This window comes from Mycobacterium sp. E3305 (assembly GCF_001666785.1).
Lineage (GTDB): Bacteria > Actinomycetota > Actinomycetes > Mycobacteriales > Mycobacteriaceae > Mycobacterium.
On record NZ_LZJA01000224.1, the window covers coordinates 1 to 16,610 of the forward strand.

Annotated in this window: 18 protein-coding genes; 12 read left to right on the top strand and 6 right to left on the bottom strand. The window is 69.6% G+C overall.

Going from position 1 to position 16,610, the window contains the following annotated elements; all coding sequences use genetic code 11:
• Nucleotides 1-199 precede the first annotated feature (199 nt).
• Together A5701_RS20880 and A5701_RS20885 are read right to left on the bottom strand one after the other, a co-directional pair.
• Complete coding sequence (locus tag A5701_RS20880; protein WP_067758206.1) at nt 200-1,129, bottom strand: MBL fold metallo-hydrolase; 930 nt, start codon at nt 1,127-1,129, stop codon at nt 200-202.
• Nucleotides 1,126-1,572, bottom strand: coding sequence for a PPOX class F420-dependent oxidoreductase (locus A5701_RS20885; RefSeq protein ID WP_067758209.1), 447 nt, complete (start codon nt 1,570-1,572; stop codon nt 1,126-1,128). The genes A5701_RS20880 and A5701_RS20885 overlap by 4 nt, the downstream gene beginning before the upstream one ends.
• A 53-nt stretch (nt 1,573-1,625) precedes the next feature.
• Here A5701_RS20885 and A5701_RS20890 point away from each other — a divergent pair, with 53 nt between their 5' ends.
• The 4 genes from A5701_RS20890 to A5701_RS20905 are packed head-to-tail and all read left to right on the top strand — an operon-like array spanning nt 1,626 to nt 6,275.
• Entirely contained in the window at nt 1,626-2,015 is a 390-nt protein-coding gene (locus A5701_RS20890; protein ID WP_067758211.1) for a helix-turn-helix domain-containing protein, read from the top strand.
• Nucleotides 2,016-2,028: 13 nt separating this feature from the next.
• Complete coding sequence (locus tag A5701_RS20895; protein ID WP_067758214.1) at nt 2,029-2,502, top strand: VOC family protein; 474 nt, start codon at nt 2,029-2,031, stop codon at nt 2,500-2,502.
• A gap of 60 nt (nt 2,503-2,562) precedes the next feature.
• Nucleotides 2,563-4,386, top strand: a complete 1,824-nt coding sequence (fadD11, locus tag A5701_RS20900) for a fatty acid--CoA ligase FadD11 (protein ID WP_067758217.1) — start codon at nt 2,563-2,565, stop codon at nt 4,384-4,386.
• Entirely contained in the window at nt 4,383-6,275 is a 1,893-nt protein-coding gene (locus A5701_RS20905; RefSeq protein ID WP_067758220.1) for a lysophospholipid acyltransferase, read from the top strand. The genes fadD11 and A5701_RS20905 overlap by 4 nt, the downstream gene beginning before the upstream one ends.
• 31 nt (nt 6,276-6,306) lie before the next feature.
• On the opposite strand, the gene A5701_RS20910 is transcribed toward A5701_RS20905, so the two are convergent.
• Complete coding sequence (locus tag A5701_RS20910; RefSeq protein WP_067758223.1) at nt 6,307-7,392, bottom strand: GGDEF domain-containing protein; 1,086 nt, start codon at nt 7,390-7,392, stop codon at nt 6,307-6,309.
• Nucleotides 7,393-7,463: 71 nt separating this feature from the next.
• Here A5701_RS20910 and A5701_RS20915 point away from each other — a divergent pair, with 71 nt between their 5' ends.
• The 4 genes from A5701_RS20915 (at nt 7,464) to A5701_RS20930 (ending at nt 10,739) form a co-directional block, all read left to right on the top strand.
• Nucleotides 7,464-7,982 (top strand): phenolic acid decarboxylase, encoded by a 519-nt coding sequence (locus A5701_RS20915; protein WP_067758226.1) that lies wholly within the window; start codon nt 7,464-7,466, stop codon nt 7,980-7,982.
• Nucleotides 7,983-8,020: 38 nt separating this feature from the next.
• A complete protein-coding gene (locus A5701_RS20920) occupies nt 8,021-9,262 on the top strand; it encodes an HNH endonuclease signature motif containing protein (RefSeq protein ID WP_067758229.1) in 1,242 nt (413 codons plus the stop codon).
• Nucleotides 9,263-9,358: 96 nt separating this feature from the next.
• Entirely contained in the window at nt 9,359-9,922 is a 564-nt protein-coding gene (locus A5701_RS20925; protein ID WP_067758284.1) for an arsinothricin resistance N-acetyltransferase ArsN1 family B, read from the top strand.
• Between the two features lie 43 nt (nt 9,923-9,965).
• Entirely contained in the window at nt 9,966-10,739 is a 774-nt protein-coding gene (locus A5701_RS20930) for a DUF6065 family protein (RefSeq protein ID WP_067758232.1), read from the top strand.
• Between the two features lie 4 nt (nt 10,740-10,743).
• On the opposite strand, the gene A5701_RS20935 is transcribed toward A5701_RS20930, so the two are convergent.
• Together A5701_RS20935 and A5701_RS20940 are read right to left on the bottom strand one after the other, a co-directional pair.
• Complete coding sequence (locus A5701_RS20935; protein ID WP_067758235.1) at nt 10,744-12,183, bottom strand: FAD-dependent oxidoreductase; 1,440 nt, start codon at nt 12,181-12,183, stop codon at nt 10,744-10,746.
• Nucleotides 12,180-12,587 (bottom strand): hypothetical protein, encoded by a 408-nt coding sequence (locus A5701_RS20940; protein ID WP_067758238.1) that lies wholly within the window; start codon nt 12,585-12,587, stop codon nt 12,180-12,182. Before A5701_RS20940 ends, A5701_RS20935 begins: the two co-directional genes overlap by 4 nt.
• Nucleotides 12,588-12,685: 98 nt before the next feature.
• Here A5701_RS20940 and A5701_RS20945 point away from each other — a divergent pair, with 98 nt between their 5' ends.
• The 4 genes from A5701_RS20945 to A5701_RS20960 are packed head-to-tail and all read left to right on the top strand — an operon-like array spanning nt 12,686 to nt 15,938.
• Nucleotides 12,686-13,258: a TetR family transcriptional regulator gene (locus tag A5701_RS20945; RefSeq protein WP_067758242.1), complete on the top strand. Its 573-nt coding sequence runs from the start codon at nt 12,686-12,688 to the stop codon at nt 13,256-13,258.
• A 9-nt stretch (nt 13,259-13,267) separates the two neighbouring features.
• Nucleotides 13,268-13,705 (top strand): nitroreductase family deazaflavin-dependent oxidoreductase, encoded by a 438-nt coding sequence (locus A5701_RS20950; protein WP_067758244.1) that lies wholly within the window; start codon nt 13,268-13,270, stop codon nt 13,703-13,705.
• A 38-nt stretch (nt 13,706-13,743) separates the two neighbouring features.
• Nucleotides 13,744-15,027, top strand: a complete 1,284-nt coding sequence (gene ilvA, locus A5701_RS20955) for a threonine ammonia-lyase (protein WP_067758247.1) — start codon at nt 13,744-13,746, stop codon at nt 15,025-15,027.
• Between the two features lie 17 nt (nt 15,028-15,044).
• Nucleotides 15,045-15,938, top strand: a complete 894-nt coding sequence (locus tag A5701_RS20960; RefSeq protein ID WP_067758250.1) for a phosphatase PAP2 family protein — start codon at nt 15,045-15,047, stop codon at nt 15,936-15,938.
• On the opposite strand, the gene A5701_RS20965 is transcribed toward A5701_RS20960, so the two are convergent.
• Nucleotides 15,919-16,581 (bottom strand): pyridoxamine 5'-phosphate oxidase family protein, encoded by a 663-nt coding sequence (locus tag A5701_RS20965; RefSeq protein ID WP_067758253.1) that lies wholly within the window; start codon nt 16,579-16,581, stop codon nt 15,919-15,921. The two genes, A5701_RS20960 and A5701_RS20965, sit on opposite strands and share 20 nt — an antisense overlap.
• Between the last annotated feature and the right edge of the window lie 29 nt (nt 16,582-16,610).

The window sequence follows — 16,610 nt, forward strand, 5'->3', positions numbered from 1 at the left end:
CTTGGTCAGCCAACTGCGCGTCGCCCTTCACCGGTTGCAGGACTGGGCCTACCCGGACGAGATAACTCACGATCGCTACCTCAAAGTAGAAGCGAGAGTGCATAACCCGAAGACCACCGTAACATCGCGGGGGTCATCCGAGTGTGGGGAATCTGTGGACCGCCGCCGGTCACACCGTCGCGCCCCATTGTGCGGGGGGCTACGCGGACAACCCGAGCGCCGCCTCGTGGTCGTGGGTGGGGATGATCGTCACCGAGTGCCGGGCCAGGTGCAGTCGCTGCAGCGTCCGGAAGGCTTCCTCGCGGTCCTCGTCCACCAAAACACCCGGGTAACTCGACTTTTGGCGCACCTTCTCGATCTGCAACCAATGCCAGGCCGCGTCGCCGGCGATCAAGACCCACCCGCGCGCCGTGTGGGCGAGCACTCCGACGCTGCCGGGAGTGTGTCCGGGCAGGTCGACCAGGAGGACGGAGCCGTCCCCGAACAGGTCGTGGCTCCGGGTGAAGGTCAGCACCGGCGGCCCGTCGAGCTCGTAGTCGACGGCGGGCCGGCCGCGCAGCGAATCGCGAACGCCGCCGACCGGCGCCACCGGATTCGAATCGATCCAGTCCCGTTCGGTGCGGTGCAGATGAACCGGCAGATCCGGCAGGTCCAGCAGACCCGACACGTGGTCCCAGTGCGCGTGAGTCGGCAGGGCGAAGTCCAACGCCGGCGTCTCGGGCAGCCGGGTCAGGGCCGTGATCGTGGGAACCGTGTCGGCGGGCGGACGGACCGCGACGCGAAGCACCGCGGGTAGTTGGGCGATCGCGCGGCGCTCGACGTCGCGGCACACGGCCGGATCGACGATGAAGGTGGCGTCCGGGTGGGTGACGACGAACGACGTCATCGAGTTGTCGACGCGGGTGGGTGCGAAGGTGCCCTCGACGATTGCCGGGGTGGGCACCGAGCGCGGCACCTGGGGCAGCGCGACCACCGTTACGGTGCGCCGGGGCTCGGGCAGGCCCGCGTCGGTGACACCGCGGAGAAACCGGTCGTCGGGCCGCTTGGGACGCACCGCGCCCCAGACCAACCCGGTTGCGGCGGCGCAGCATTGGCGCAGGGTGGGGGAGCGGACCGGGTCGCGCGTCATGGCACCTCCACCCGGACGATGACGCTGTCGGCCCACACGCCGCGGTCGCGCGCGCGGCGCAGCTTCTCGCGCACGCACAAATCTTGGTGCACGTTCGTGACGCCCGGGACCTTGATCAGCGGCACGATGTTCCACTGCCAGCCGTAGCGGCGGTGCAGGAGGCGATTCGCCCGCTCGGCGTCGGGCCCCGCGAGGATGGTGGCGCGGCCCGCGACCGTCGTCGCGCCCGGGCGGACCCGGCCCCGATGGTCGCACGCGGTGAGTTCGACGTCGCCGCGCGCGGCCAACCGGTTGGTCTTCGGCCCGCGCTTGGTGCGGAACAGCAGCGCGCCGCCGTCCAGCCCGAACCAGATCGGGGTGTCGACCGGGGTGCCGTCGGGGCGAAACGATCGGAGCAGCGCGTAGCGCGCCGCGCCCAGTCCGTCGAGTGAATGTGTGTGCATGCCCCCAGTCAACGACTTAGAGTTGGCTCTAAGTCAAGCGTCGAGGAGGCCCGATGAGTGCTCGGCTCACGATCGGTGAGGTGGCGCGCCAAGCCGGCGTCGCGGCGACCACCCTGCGCTACTACGAACAGATCGGGCTGGTGCCCCCGCCGGGCCGGCTGGGCGGGCAGCGCCGCTACGACGATTCGGTGCTGGCCCGGCTCGAGGTGATCCGGCTCTGCAAGTCGGCCGGCTTCGCACTGGAGGAGATCCAGCTGCTGTTCGCCGACGACGCGCCGGGGCGGCCCGTCAGCCGGGCGCTGGCCGAATCCAAGCTGGCCGAAATCGATGCCCAGATGGAGGCGCTGGCCCGGGCCCGTGCCGTGATCGAATGGGGGATGCGCTGCACGTGTCCCTCAATCGACGCGTGCACGTGCGGGATTCACACCGCGCTGCCCGCCTGAGCAAAGGAGCTCCATGACCCAGCCCATCGCCGTGCGCAACTTCTCCCACGTCTGCATCGGCGTCTCGGACATCGAGGCGTCGCGCGCGTTCTACACCGCGGTGCTGGGCATGGACGTCGTCTTCGACGTCGAGCTCGACGGTGCGGGACTGGACTCGGTGACCGGCGGGGCCGCGCAACGGGGCCGCATGGTCGGCGGGCTGGTCGGCTCCGCGATGGTCGAACTGCTGTCGTTGGGCGCCGTCCCCGACTGCCCGAGCGGACCGCACCTGGGCTACACCAACGTCTCGTTCCGGGTCGACGACCTGGATGCCACCTACGACGCGGTGCGGCGCGAGCACCCCGGCGTGCGGGCGGAGCCGCCCGTCGACATCGGCGGGGTGCGGATGTTCTTCATCTACGACCCGGACGGCACACCCATCGAACTGCTGGAGTTGCCGGCCGGCATTTCGAGCACGGTGCAGCTCTGGCGCCCGGATCCGGCGTGATCCATTCCGCGTCTCCGATCGCGGACGTACGCTCACGAAGGCACAGCTGAGAGGACACCCATGACCACCGCCGAGCGTCCCGTCACCCTATGCGAGGCGTTCCAGCGCAACGCGTCGATCGATCCGGACGCCGTCGCGCTGCGCACCCCGGGTAACACCCAGACCATGACGTGGCGCGAGCTCGCGGCGCAGGTGCGCAAGGTGGCCGCCGGCCTGGCCGGCTTGGGCGTCGGGCCCGGCGACACGGTGTCGCTGATGATGGCCAACCGCATCGAGTTCTACCCGTTCGAGATCGGCGCCCAACACCTGGGCGCCACTTCGTTTTCCGTCTACAACACGCTGCCCGCCGAACAGCTGACCTACCTGTTCGAGAACGCGGGAACCCGGGTCGCGATCTGCGAGGAGCAGTACGTGGACCGCATCCGCGCCAGCGGCGCACCGATCGAGCACATCGTCTGCATCGACGGCTCGCCACCGGGCACCATGTCGGTCGACGACGTCTACGCCGCCGCGCGGGAGGGCTTCGACTTCGAGGCGACCTGGCGGGCGGTGCGGCCGGACGACGTCGTCACGCTCATCTACACCTCCGGAACCACCGGCAACCCCAAGGGGGTCGAGATGACGCACGCCAACCTGCTTTTCGAGGCGTACGCCCTCAATGCCGTCCTCCCGTCCCAGTTCGGTGACCGCGTCACGTCGTACCTGCCGACAGCGCACATCGCCGACCGGGTGATGGGCCTGTACGGCCTGGAGGTCTTCGGCGCCCAGGTCACCGTGGTCTCGGACGTCCGTGCCATCGCCGCCGCGCTGCCCGACGTGCGGCCCACGGTGTGGGGCGGCGTGCCGCGGGTGTGGGAAAAGCTCAAGGCCGGAATCGAATTCGCCGTCGCCAGCGAGACCGACGAGGTCAAGCGGCAGGCGCTGCAGTGGGCGATGTCGGTGGCCGGCAAGCGGGCCGCCGCCCTGGTGGCCGGCGAGCCGATGTCGGACGAGCTGGCCGCCGAATGGGCCCAGGCCGACGAGCTGGTGCTGTCGAAGCTGCGCGAGCGGCTCGGCTTCGGCGAACTCCGCTGGGCGGTGTCCGGCGCGGCCCCCATCCCCAGGGAGACCCTGGCGTTCTTCCTCGGCATCGGCATCCCGATCGCCGAGGTGTGGGGGATGTCGGAGCTGAGCTGCGTCGCCAGCGTCAGCCACCCTCGCGACGCGCGGTTGGGCACCGTCGGCAAGCTGCTGCCCGGGCTGGAGGGCAAGGTCGCCGACGACGGCGAGTTCCTGGTGCGTGGCCCGCTGGTGATGAAGGGCTACCGCAAGGAACCCGCCAAGACCGCGGAGGCCGTCGACGCCGACGGCTGGCTGCACACCGGTGACATCATCGAGGTCGACGACGAGGGCTACCTGAGGATCATCGACCGCAAGAAGGAGTTGATCATCAACGCCGCCGGAAAGAACATGTCGCCGGCCAACATTGAGAACACCGTGCTGGCCGCGTGCCCGATGGTCGGCGTGATGATCACGATCGGTGACGGACGGCCCTACAACGCCGCGCTCATGGTGTTCGACGCCGAATCGGTCGGCCCCTACGCGGCGCAGCACGGCCTGGGCGACGCGTCGCCCGCGGCGCTGGCGGCCCATCCGGAGGTCGTCGCCCGCATCGCCGCGGGTGTGGCCGAGGGCAACGCGAAGCTGTCACGCGTGGAACAGATCAAGCGCTTCCGAATACTGCCGTCACTCTGGGAGCCCGGGGGAGACGAGATCACGCTGACCATGAAGCTCAAGCGCAAGCCGATCATGGCGAAGTACGCGAGCCAGATCGAGGAACTCTACGCGCCCGAACTCCACCCGGACGTGCACGAGCCGTCGGCGGCGACGGTGCAGCCGGCATGAGCGGGGGCCCGGGGACTACGGCCCGCGAGTTCGGTCGGGTCGGCGTGCGAAAGTTGCTGCAGCGCACCGGCGTCGTGGAGGAGGCGACGACACCGCTGACGACGGACCCTGCGGAGGTCGTCCAGCTGCTTGCGGCCCCGTGGTATGACGAGCGGCTGGGCGGCCTGGCCGACGAGCTCGGGCGCAACCTGGCCAGCGTGCGCGCCGAGGCCGCCGGCTACCTAAGGGAGATGGCGCCGTCGCTGGACGAGCGGGCGGTCCGGGCGTGGCGCAGCTTCAGTCGCTGGCTGATGCGCGCCTACGACGTCCTGGTCGACGAGGACCAGATCGCGCAGCTGCGCAAGCTGGACCGCAAAGCGACTCTGGCGTTTGCCTTTTCGCATCGCTCCTATCTCGACGGCCTGCTGCTGCCGGAGGTGATCCAGGCCAACCGGCTTTCCCCGGCGCTCACCTTCGGTGGCGCGAACCTGAATTTCTTTCCGATGGGCGCGTGGGCCAAGCGGACGGGCACGATTTTCATCCGGCGCCAGACCAAAGACATTCCGGTGTACCGCTTCGTGTTGCGCGCCTACGCCGCGCAGCTGGTGCAGAACCACGCCAACCTCACCTGGTCCATCGAAGGCGGCCGCACGCGAACCGGCAAGCTGCGGCCCCCCGTGTACGGCATCCTGCGCTACATCAGCGACGCCGTCGACGAAATCGACGGTCCCGAAGTCTATTTGGTGCCCACCTCGATCGTGTACGACCAGCTGCACGAGGTGGAGGCGATGACCACCGAGGCCTACGGCGCCACGAAGCGGCCCGAGGACTTTCGCTTCCTGATCCGGCTGGCGCGCCAGCAGGGGGAGCGGCTCGGGCGCGCCTACCTGGACTTCGGCGAACCGCTGCCGCTGCGCAAGCGCCTCGAGGAGCTGCGCGCCGAGGAGTCCGGGACGGGCACCGAGATCGAACGCATCGCGCTGGATGTCGAGCACCGGATCAACCGCGCCACCCCGGTCACGCCGACCGCGGTGGTTAGCCTCGCGCTGCTGGGTGCGGACCGGTCGCTGTCCATCAGCGAGGTGCTGGCCACCGTGCGACCGCTCGCCAGCTACATCGGGGCGCGGAACTGGTGCGTCGCCGGCGCCGCCGACCTGACGAACCGCTCGACCATCCGCTGGGCACTGCATCAAATGGTCGCCTCGGGCGTCGTCAGCGTGTATGACGCCGGCACCGAACCCGTCTGGGGCATCGGGGCCGAGCAGCACCTGGTGGCCGCGTTCTACCGCAACACGGCCATCCACATCGTGGTCGACCGCGCGATCGCCGAGACCGCACTGCTGGCCGCCATCGAGGACGCCGAGGGTTCGGTGGACGGCTTGGTGGAACCGACGACGGTGCGCGACGAGGCGCTGCGGCTGCGCGAGCTGCTGAAGTTCGAGTTCCTGTTCTCGGCGCGCGCGCAATTCGAGAAGGAGCTCGCCGACGAGGTGCGCCTGATCGGGCGGGTGGAGGACACCAGCAAGGCGGCCAACGCGGCCGACGTGCGTGGTCTGCTGGAGAAGGCCGACCTGCTGCTGGCGCACCTGGTGCTGCGGCCGTTCCTGGACGCCTACCACATCGTCGCCGACCGGCTGGCCGCCTTCGACGACGAATCGTTCGACGAGAAGGCATTTCTCGCCGACTGCCTCGAGGTGGGCAAGCAGTGGGAGCTGCAACGCAGGATCGCCAGCGCCGAGTCGAGGTCGATGGAGTTGTTCAAGACCGCGCTGCGGCTGGCGCGGCATCGGGAGCTGGTGGACGGGTTCTCCGACGTCGACGTCGCCCAGCGGCGCCGCGAGTTCGCCGACGAGATAGCCACGGCCGTCCGGCGCGTGAACACCATCGCGGGGCTGGCCGGGGCGCGCTAGGCGGGCTTTCTGCGGAGAGTGCCATTGCGCTTCAGCGCGTGGGCGGGACCGGCATGTCGGCATGGCGAACCTGGTTGCCGCCCGCGCGTTTCGCCTCGTACATCGCCAGGTCGGCCGCGTGGACCAGGCGCTCGATCACCTGCCGTTCGGTGCTTTCGCTTGGTGCCCGCAGTTGGATGCTGCTGACACCCAGGCTGGCCGTGACACCCCAGGGTGTCGCGGCGATCGCCAGCCGCATCGCTTCGGCGGTCTTGAGGGCTTCGGAAGTGCCGGCCATCTCGGCGACCAGGAATTCCTCCCCGCCCACCCGCGCGATGACCGTGCTGTCGTTGCCGATCCGCCGCAGGTTGTCGGCGACGGACACCAGGATGCGATCCCCGGTCGCGTGGCCGTGCGTGTCGTTGATCCGCTTGAAATTGTCGAGATCGGCCATCAGCACACTGAGGCACGAGGTGCGCCCGTCGGCGGCTACCAGTTTCGCGGCCGATCGGTAGAACCCCCTGCGGTTACGCAAGCCGGTGAGCGGATCGGTCGAGGATTTCAGAGCATCCACCGAAAGCCAGTGCACCAGTACCTGCCCGCAGAACGGCACCGCCAGGATCCCCGCGCCGAGCAACAGAAAGTTGGCCGCCGCCATCGATGCGTCACCGGACGTAGCGATACGCACGGCGCACGCCGCGGCCGCACCCAGGGCGGTGCCGAGCGTGAAGACCAGCAGGCGGGCGGAGTGACAAAACGCGACATAGCCCGCGAGGCCGCCGAATGCCGCGCAACTCAGCATCCCGCTGCGCGGGTCGGCCTCGGTCACGCACACGGCGGCGATACCGATCGTGCCCACCACCGAAAACACTTGTGATTCAACGCGCGAGGGCCACCGTCGCGCCCACACCAGCGCCATGCCCGCCAGGCAGGCGATGAACGCCACCGCCAGGCCGCCCCGCACCGGCGTCTGCATACCCGACGGGCTGTTCAGCATCAGCAACGTCGCCGCGATCAGGATGGACATGATGCCGACCATCAGGTAGCGGATGAATGGCTGCAATCCGCGCGCGCCGAGGTAGTCGGAGAACCAGTCGTAGTGGTCGGGCTGACGCCACCACGCGCCCATCCAGTGCATTCCGCGACGCCCCTAACCCGTACCTTCGACTACGTGATGCTACTGAGCGCCGACGGAGTCGGGAGCCGATTATGACCACCGTCGACAATCCCATTCCGCCGCAGGACTTGTCGGGGATCGTGGGATGCCGGTTCATTTACACCTACGCCAACGGCTGGCGCTACGAGATGTATGTCAAGAACGACCGCACCATCGACTATCGAATCCATTCCGGCCATGTCGGCGGACGGTGGGTCAAGGGTCAGGACGTCGACCTGGTGCAGCTCGACGACGACAGCTACAAGGTCTCCTGGACCGAGCCCACGGGCACGTCGGTGGCCGTCAACGTCATGCCCGGCAAGCGGCGAATCCACGGCGTGATCTTCTTCCCCCAGTGGATTCGCGAGCACGGCGAGCGCACGGTGTGTTTCCAGAACGAGCACCTCGACCAGATGCGCGCCTACCGTGATGAGGGACCGACTTACCCGATCTTCACCGTGCCCGAATTCGCATACATCACCCTCTTCGAGCGTGTCGGTGCCGACGACGAATCGGTGATCGACGTGGCCCCCGACCAGCTTCCACCGGGTTGGGCCGACCGCACCAATTGACGCCGAGATTTGTCGTACCCCCCTGCGATGATGAAGCCATGTCTTCGATCGCCTCGCCTCCCGCGGAGGTGAAACCTGTTGACCGTCTTGAGGTGTTGTTCGACGAGCTGGCGGAGCTGGCCGGTCAGCGCAACGCGATCGACGGCCGCATCGTCGAGATCGTCGCGGAGATCGAGCGTGATGGGCTGTGCGGCATGACCGGCGCGCGCTCGGTGCCGGCGTTGGTGGCCTGGAAGCTGGGGTTGTCCTCGACCACCGCGCACACGATCGCCACCGTCGCGCGCCGGGTCGAGGAGTTCCCACGCTGTGCGCAGAGCATGCGGGAGGGCCGGCTGTCGCTGGATCAGGTCGGCGTCATCGCGGCCCGGGCGGGCGATGGATCCGACGAGCACTACGCGGAGTTAGCCCGGGTCGCCACGGTCAACCAGCTGCGCACCGCGGTCAAGCTGGAACCGCGACCGGAACCCGACGCCCGGCCGCACGAGCAGCCCTCGATCACCAAGACCGCCGGCGACGAGTTCACTTGCTGGCGGATCAGACTTCCCCACCTGGACGCGGCGAAGTTCGACGCGGCGCTGGCGTCTCATCGTGACGCGCTGATCGCCGAATGGAAACACGACCGCGCCGAGGGTGCGTCAGACAGCGCGCCGCCCCTGCCTGGCACCGTCGAGGCGTTCATGCGGCTGGTCGAGGCCGGATGGGATGCCGAGGCGGCCCGCCGTCCGCACGGGCAGCACACCACGGTGGTGGTGCACGTCGATGTCGAGCAGCGCGCCGCCGCACTGCACATGGGTCCGCTGCTCACCGACGCCGAACGCCGATACGTGACGTGCGACGCCACCTGCGAGGTTTGGTTCGAACGGGACGGTGAGGTCATCGGCGCCGGGCGGGCGACCCGCCAAATCAACCGGCGGCTTCGCCGCGCACTCGAGCATCGCCACCCCACCTGCGCGGTTCCCGGCTGTGGCGCCACGCGCGGTCTGCACGCACACCACATCCGGCACTGGGAAGACGGCGGCCCAACGGAGCTGGCCAATCTGGTGCTGGTCTGCCCCTATCACCACCGGTTGCACCACCGGGGCGTCATCACGATCACCGGACCCGCCGACGACCTCGTCGTCGCCGACAGCTCGGGCCGACCGCTGAGTGCGGGATCGCTCGCCCGTGCGCCCGACCGTGCCCCGCCCGCCGTACCGCCGTGGTCCGGGCCCACCGGCGAGCGCGCCGACTGGTGGTGGTACCAACCCTTTCAGCCGCAGCCACCACCAAGCAACAACTAGGTTGGTTGGCGAACAAATGGCGGCTGGCTGCGCGGCGCCGAAGCCCCACCGCCGGTTCGCCGAGAAGGTGACGGGCAAGCTCTTCACATGATCCGAATGGCAACGCCGGAGGATGCGGACGCGATCTCCGACATTTATGCGCCGTATGTGCGCGACTCCGCGATCTCCTTCGAAGCGGTGCCGCCGACGGCCGAAGAGATGCGGTCGAGGATCAAGGCCACGCTGACCGACCTGCCCTGGCTGGTCATCACCCATGCCGACGCCGTCAGGGGCTATGCCTACGCAAGTCCGCACGGCGAGCGGGCCGCCTACCGCTGGTCGGTCGACGTATCCGTTTACCTCGACGCGTCACTGCAACGGAAGGGCAACGGCCGCCGACTGTACGCAGCTTTGTTCAATGTGCTTGCCGCTCAGGGGTACGTCAACGCCTACTCCGCCATCGTGCTGCCCAACCCGGCAAGTGTCGGCCTGCATGAGGCGGTGGGCTTCCGTCGCGTCGGCCTCTTCAATCGTGTGGGCTTCAAGAACGGAGCGTGGCGGGACATCGGCTGGTGGCATCGCCCGCTCGCCGATCCGTCCGCGCAGCCCGACGACCCGCGGCCGTGGTCGGACCTGCCGGCTCACACGCTCGAGGCCGCCCTCGCAGGGCACACTGGGTAATGGTTTGGGAAGGTCTGCGCAACCGGCGAATCGAGGGGAGTCGATGAGCGACAAGTCCGGAGGGCCCGCGCGCCCGCTGATCGCGTTCACCACCGCGGACAACGCGCCGCCGATCGCGCCCGCGCCCATCAGTCGGCCGTGGATGTCGCGGCTGCGCAATGGTTGGCCTAACCGGTGCCTACCGATCCTGATCGCGAACCAGAGTGGTTGGGAGCTGCGCAACCCGTGCGCATTCACCGCGACCTGGATGGGCGGCGACGACAGCATGGGGGTCATCATCGCGCCCGACCGGCGCGACCCGGGTCAGCTGTTGCCGTTCAGCCACTTCGGTCACGGCATCCTGACCTGGCACCTGCCGATGCTGTTCCGCACCCCGCCCGGTTACAACCTGTTGGTCCGCGGGCCGGCGAACTATCCGAAGGACGCGGTGTCTCCGTTGGAGGGCATCGTCGAGACCGACTGGGCCACATCGAGTTTCAGCATGAGCTGGCAGATGACCCGCAAGATGATGCCGGTGCGGTTCGAGGTCGACGAGCCGATCTGCATGATCGTCCCGCAGCGCCGGGCCGAGCTGGAGGAGTTCGCGCCGGAAATCAGGCCGATCGACTCCGACGAGGAAGTGCGCCGTAAACACGAGTTCTTCCTGCGCTCACGCAACGAGCTGGGTCAGGCGCAGGCGGCGACCAACACCGAACTGGGCGAAAAGGTGCCGTGGCAGGGCGACTACACCCGCGGCAAGCACGCCGACGGCGAACCCGGGGCGCCCGACCACCAAACGCGCGTCCACCTCCGCCCGTTCGTCGACACGCGGCGATAGGCCATCACCCCGCGCGTACCGCGGCCGGCCCAGGGATCCGGGCCGGCGCCTGGGCGGACGGCCCCGCCCAGCCGATGTACCCGTCGGGGCGCACCAGCACGGCCGGCCCGCGGTCGGTCCGCTCGGCCTGCAGCATCCCGGGCGCCTCGACCGGTGGGGCACCGCGTTCGCGCACCAACACGAAGCCGCCGGTGCGCTGCAATTCGGTCAACCGTCCCTCGACGAGGGGGATCTGGGTGGCGCGGGTGCCGACCAGGCCGTGCCGGCCGTAGCGCAGCGTCGTGCCGGCGAAACTGCCCGCCACCCTGTCCCGAACCGACGGAATCCGAAGCAGCCTGGGCGCCAACAGGTTCGGCAACCATCGGGCGCCGCGCGGATGGAGAGTCGCGGCACGGGCCATCAGTCCGGACTGCAACACCACGCGCTTGCCGATCGGGTGGCGTTCGGTGTGGTAGCTGTCCAGCAGCGCCTCGTCGGCGCCGCCGAGCACCGCGTCGAGCTTCCAGGCCAGGTTGGCGGCGTCCTGAATGCCGGTGTTCATGCCCTGACCGCCCATCGGGGAGTGCACGTGCGCGGCGTCGCCGGCCAAGAACACCCGCCCATGCCGGTACCGCTCGACTTGCCTTTCGTCGCAATGGAACCGGGACTTCCAGCCCACCTCGACGACGCCGTGGTCGGTGCCCATGCCGCGGGCGAGCACGTCGACGATCTCGGCGTCGGAGACCGGTTCGCCGTCGGGTACTTGATGCGCGCGGTCCCAGACCATGGCGCGATACCAGGAACCGCCCGCTCGGTCGTAGGGAGCCAGGAAGGCCAGGAGGTCGCCGGGGGCGGCGACCGTGAGGCCGCCACCGGCGGGCCCGTGCGCCAGCCTGACGTCTGCCAGCACGATCGACGTCAGCACCGTCTTACCGGGGAATGCGGCGCCCACCAGCCGCCGCACGGTGCTGTGCGCGCCGTCGGCGCCGACCACGTACCGCGCCCGCCACGTCAGCCGGTGGGCCGGATCGTCGTCGTCCTTGGGGCGGGCGGTGACGGTCACGAAGTCGGAGTCCTGGCGGAGCGCGACCACCTCGATGCCGCGCCGGATCTCGGCACCCTCGGCCACCGCGTAGCGACGCAGCGCCGCATCGACGTTGGTCTGCGGGGTGATCAACACGAACGGATAGGGGGAGTCGAGGTGGGTCAGGTCGATCTGCGCGCCGGCGAACAGTCGCACGCCCGGTGCGCGGTGCCCGCGCGCCAACAGGTCGTCGGCCAGGCCGCGCGCGTCGAGCACTTCCAGCGTGCGCGCCATGGTGGCGAACGCGCGGCTCGCCGGGTTCTCCGTGGGCCAGCGGTCCAACACGGTGACCGACCGCCCGGCGCGGGCCAGGTCGCCCGCGGCGGTCAGGCCGGTGGGGCCGGCCCCCACCACCAGGACGTCGACTTCGTGGGTCGTCATCGCGCCGCCCCCTCGGGCTGCGGGTACCAGCGGCGGATGTCGCCGGGCGTGGACTGCGCTGCGCGGTTGAAGACGAATCGGCAGCCGGGTTGGGTCGCGTGCGCCGCGTTGACGATCGACTCGAACAGCAGCGTGTTGTCGGCTACCAACCGGATCCCGGCCCCGATCAACACCGCGTCGTAGCGCTTGGCCTGAAGCCACCGGCGGGCCTTGTCGGCGCCGGCCGTGCCGAAGTCGATCAGACAGTTGTCGACCTCGTAGCCGGCGGCACGCAACGCCGCGACGTTGTCGTCGTTGGCCGTCCGCAACACTTCCCTCGAGAGGCCCGCGAACTGCGCGAAATCCGGCGACGAGCAGTCGACCACGTCGGGATCGAGCCCGATCTGGATGACGGACACGGTCATGAGTAGGACCTCCCCGGAGTTGAGTTCAACAGTTGTTGAACTCAACGGTAGGCCCGGGGTGCTGGCTGTGTCAACAGTTGTTGAATACAATCGGGACCATGCCCGCGAAGACGCGCGACGGGAAGGTCACCCGCGAAACCATCCTGCGCGCCGCGCGCGCCCAGTTCTCCACGCACGGCTTCGAGCGCACCACCATCCGCTCGATTGCGTCGGAGGCCGGCGTGGACCCCGCGCTGGTCATGCACTACTTCGGCAGCAAGGCCGATCTGTTCGCCGCCGTGTCGCGGCTCGAGGTCAGGTTTCCCGACCTGTCCGGCGTCGCGCCCGAGCGCCTCGCGGACGTGCTGGTTCCCCTGTTCGTCCAGGTTTGGGACCCGCACGGCTCCTTCCTGCCGCTGCTGCGCGCGGCCGCCACCAATCGCACGGCCGCCGACACCCTGCTGGCCGTGTTCGTCGAGCAGGTCGCCCCGGCGCTGGCCAGCGTCACCCCCGACCGCGCCGCCGAGCGGGCCGCGCTGGTGGGCTCACAGGTGCTCGGAATCGCGATGGCGCGCTACGTCGTCGGGGTGCCGGCCCTGGCCGAGCTGGACGACGCGGCGCTGACCGAATGGGTACGCCCGGTGCTCGCCCGCTACCTGACGGGCCCGGCGCCCCCGGCTTCCCCGGCCTAGAGTTGGGGCATGCCACTTTCTGGGGAATACGCGCCGAGCCCATGGGATTGGTCCCGCGAACAGGCCGAGAAATACGAGCAGTCCGGCGGGACCGAGGCCACCGACATGAAGGGCAAGCCCATCATCGTGCTGACCACGGTCGGGGCGAAGACGGGCAAGCTTCGGAAGACCCCGCTGATGCGGGTCGAGCACGACGGCGAGTACGCGATCGTCGCGTCGCTGGGCGGCGCCCCCAAGCACCCCGTCTGGTACCACAACGTCGTCAAGAACCCCCGGGTCGAGCTGCAGGACGGCGGCACCACCCGCGAGTACGACGCGCGTGAGGTGTTCGGCGACGAGAAGGCGGTTTGGTGGGAGCGCGCCGTCGAGGCCTGGCCCGACTACGCCGAATATCAGAAGAAAACCGACCGCCAGATCCCGGTGTTCGTGCTCACCCCCGTCGGCTGAATTCCTGTGTTGACCGGCTGGCATGGCACCATTGACCAGTGTCCGCCGAACTGAGCCAGCACCCGCACGTGCCGTACGTTTGCGGGTCTGACATCGACACCGCGGCGAAGCGGATCGCCGCGGTGGTCACGCCGACCCCGCTGCAATACAGCGACCGGTTGTCGGCGATCACCGGCGCGCAGGTCTACCTCAAGCGGGAAGACCTGCAGGTGGTGCGCTCCTACAAGCTGCGCGGGGCCTACAACCTGCTGGTGCAGCTGTCCGACGAGGAGCTGGCCGCGGGGGTCGTGTGCTCGTCGGCCGGCAACCACGCGCAGGGCTTCGCCTACGCGTGCCGGACGCTGGGGGTGCACGGGCGCGTCTACGTGCCCGCCAAGACGCCGCAGCAGAAGCGCGACCGGATCCGCTACCACGGCGGGGAGTTCATCGAACTGATCGTCGGCGGAACGACGTACGACCTGGCCGCCGAGGCCGCGTTGGCCGACGTCGAACGCACCGGCGCCACGCTGGTGCCCCCGTACGACGACCTGCGCACCATCGCCGGTCAGGGCACCATCGCCGTCGAGCTGCTCGAGCAGCTCGACGAGGAGCCGAACCTGGTCGTGGTTCCCGTCGGCGGTGGCGGTTGCATCGCCGGCATCACCACTTACCTGGCGGAGCGGACGACGAACACGTCGGTGCTGGGCGTCGAGCCGGCCGGGGCCGCCGCGATGATGGCCGCGCTGGCCGCCGGCGAGCCGGTGACGCTGGATCACGTCGACCAGTTCGTCGACGGCGCCGCGGTGCGCCGCGCGGGCACGCTGACCTACGCCGCGCTGGCGGCCGCCGGTGACATGGTGTCGATCACCACGATCGACGAGGGCGCGGTGTGCACCGCGATGTTGGACCTGTATCAGAACGAGGGCATCATCGCCGAGCCCGCGGGCGCGCTCTCGGTCGCGGGACTGCTGGAGGCGGACGTCGAACCGGGCTCGAGCGTGGTGTGCCTCATCTCCGGCGGCAACAACGACGTCTCACGCTACGGCGAGGTGCTCGAGCGGTCGCTGGTCCACCTCGGCCTCAAGCACTACTTCCTGGTGGACTTCCCGCAGGAGCCGGGCGCGCTGCGCCGGTTCCTGGACGAGGTGCTGGGCCCCGACGACGACATCACGCTGTTCGAGTACATCAAGCGCAACAACCGCGAGACCGGCGAGGCGCTGGTGGGCATCCAGCTGGCCTCGTCGGCCGACCTGGACGGCCTGCTCGCGCGGATGCGGGCGACGGAGCTGCACGTCGAACGCCTCGAGCCGGGTTCGCCGGCTTACCGCTACCTGTTGTTCTAGGGCCCGGGCCGCGCTGCATGGACCAGCAGTATGGCCCCGGTGCTGGCGGGTTCGGCCTGGTCGGCGCCGGCATCGTGGTTCTGCTCGTGCTGCTTGCGTGGGTGGCGGTTCGGGTCGCCCGACGCGGACCCCCGTTCCGGACGCTCTGGGTGAAGGTGTCCAAAACGCTGACCCGGGCCCGTGACCGGATCAGCGACCGAGGGTGGTCGCTGGCCCGTCGGTGGTCGGAGAGCGAGGTCGCCGGTGCCGCATTGCTGCTCGGGCTGGCCGTGGTCGTCGCGCTTGCGGTCGGCTTCAGCGAGATTCTCGAGGACGTGCTCGAGGGCGACGGCATCGCCGGAATCGACCAGCCGGTGACTCGTTGGCTCGCAGCCCACCGTGAATTGTGGCTGACCGCCGCGTTGCGGGCGATCACCATGGCGGGCGGACCCCTTTTCCTGACGGCGATCGCGTTCCCGATCTCCGTTGCCGCTGGTTATCGGAGCAGGTCGTGGCGGCCCGTGGTGCTCGCGCTGGTCGGCGGCGGTGTGGTTCCGCTGGTCCTCTTCACCGCCAAGGCCCTGGTGGGTCGGCCACGGCCGCCCTTTCCCTTCGCCCTCGTCGACGCGGACGGGTATTCGTTTCCGTCCGGGCACGCCACCGGCACCGCCGCGATCATGGTGATCTCCGCGTGGATGCTGACGCGGTGGCTGATCATGCGGTGGACCGGGCGGGTGGTCGTGTGGACGGTCGCGATCGGCTCGGCGTTCCTGATCGGGTTCTCGCGGATCTACCTGGGAGTCCATTACGTCAGCGACGTGCTCTCCGGCTGGATGTTGGGCCTGGCCTGGGCCGGCACCGTCATGCTCGTCGGAACCTGGTGGGACGACAGCCGGCGCGCGCGGGTGGGCCTCAGCCCCTTCGCTCGCTGAGGTACGCCGGCACCGGCAGCGCAGGATCGAGGTCCGAGGCCGGCACCGGCGCACCGGCCGTCACGCTCAGCGGCACCACCCCCGCCCAGTGCGGCAGCGCGCAATCCTCCGGATCGTCCACCGGCCCGCCGCCGCGCACCTTGGCCGACACCTCCACCAGGTCGAGGGCGAGCACCCCCGTCGCGGCCAGCTCGCGCGGATTCGGCGCCCGGCAGTCGGCGGCGCGCCCGGGCGCGATGCGATCGAGCAGGCCGGCGAGCGCCCGCAGTTTCTCCGCCGCGTCATCGACCACACGCGCGGTGCCGAGCACGACGACCGAGCGGAAGTTCACCGAGTGGTGCATGGCGGCGCGCGCCAGCACCAGCCCGTCGACCAGGGTGACGGTGACGCACACGGGCAGGCCCGAGGGCGCCGCGCCTGCCGCGAGCAGGGGGCCGCTGCCGGTCGAACCGTGCAGGTAGAGGGTCTCGCCCAGGCGGGCATGGGTGGTCGGCAGGACCACCGGCCGGCCGTCGCCGAGGTAGCCCAGGTGGCAGATCAGCGCCTCGTCCAGGATGCGGTGGACGGTCTCGCGGTCGTAGCGCGCGCGCTCCCGGTAGCGGGTGGGCGTCGTGCGCGGTGTGGGCTGGTATCCGGCGGTCATGGCGCCTACCTTTGTTCTAGTACATAATC

Coding starts and splice junctions, on each gene's coding strand:
- A5701_RS20945 (WP_067758242.1), top strand. CDS start 12,686: ATGCCCGCGAAGACGCGCGACGGGAAGGTCACCCGCGAAACCATCCTG.
- A5701_RS20950 (WP_067758244.1), top strand. CDS start 13,268: ATGCCACTTTCTGGGGAATACGCGCCGAGCCCATGGGATTGGTCCCGC.
- A5701_RS20930 (WP_067758232.1), top strand. CDS start 9,966: ATGAGCGACAAGTCCGGAGGGCCCGCGCGCCCGCTGATCGCGTTCACC.
- A5701_RS20890 (WP_067758211.1), top strand. CDS start 1,626: ATGAGTGCTCGGCTCACGATCGGTGAGGTGGCGCGCCAAGCCGGCGTC.
- A5701_RS20905 (WP_067758220.1), top strand. CDS start 4,383: ATGAGCGGGGGCCCGGGGACTACGGCCCGCGAGTTCGGTCGGGTCGGC.
- A5701_RS20940 (WP_067758238.1), bottom strand. CDS start 12,587: ATGACCGTGTCCGTCATCCAGATCGGGCTCGATCCCGACGTGGTCGAC.
- A5701_RS20925 (WP_067758284.1), top strand. CDS start 9,359: ATGGCAACGCCGGAGGATGCGGACGCGATCTCCGACATTTATGCGCCG.
- A5701_RS20920 (WP_067758229.1), top strand. CDS start 8,021: ATGTCTTCGATCGCCTCGCCTCCCGCGGAGGTGAAACCTGTTGACCGT.
- A5701_RS20880 (WP_067758206.1), bottom strand. CDS start 1,129: ATGACGCGCGACCCGGTCCGCTCCCCCACCCTGCGCCAATGCTGCGCC.
- A5701_RS20910 (WP_067758223.1), bottom strand. CDS start 7,392: ATGCACTGGATGGGCGCGTGGTGGCGTCAGCCCGACCACTACGACTGG.
- A5701_RS20960 (WP_067758250.1), top strand. CDS start 15,045: ATGGACCAGCAGTATGGCCCCGGTGCTGGCGGGTTCGGCCTGGTCGGC.
- A5701_RS20965 (WP_067758253.1), bottom strand. CDS start 16,581: ATGACCGCCGGATACCAGCCCACACCGCGCACGACGCCCACCCGCTAC.
- A5701_RS20915 (WP_067758226.1), top strand. CDS start 7,464: ATGACCACCGTCGACAATCCCATTCCGCCGCAGGACTTGTCGGGGATC.
- A5701_RS20885 (WP_067758209.1), bottom strand. CDS start 1,572: ATGCACACACATTCACTCGACGGACTGGGCGCGGCGCGCTACGCGCTG.
- A5701_RS20935 (WP_067758235.1), bottom strand. CDS start 12,183: ATGACGACCCACGAAGTCGACGTCCTGGTGGTGGGGGCCGGCCCCACC.
- fadD11 (WP_067758217.1), top strand. CDS start 2,563: ATGACCACCGCCGAGCGTCCCGTCACCCTATGCGAGGCGTTCCAGCGC.
- A5701_RS20895 (WP_067758214.1), top strand. CDS start 2,029: ATGACCCAGCCCATCGCCGTGCGCAACTTCTCCCACGTCTGCATCGGC.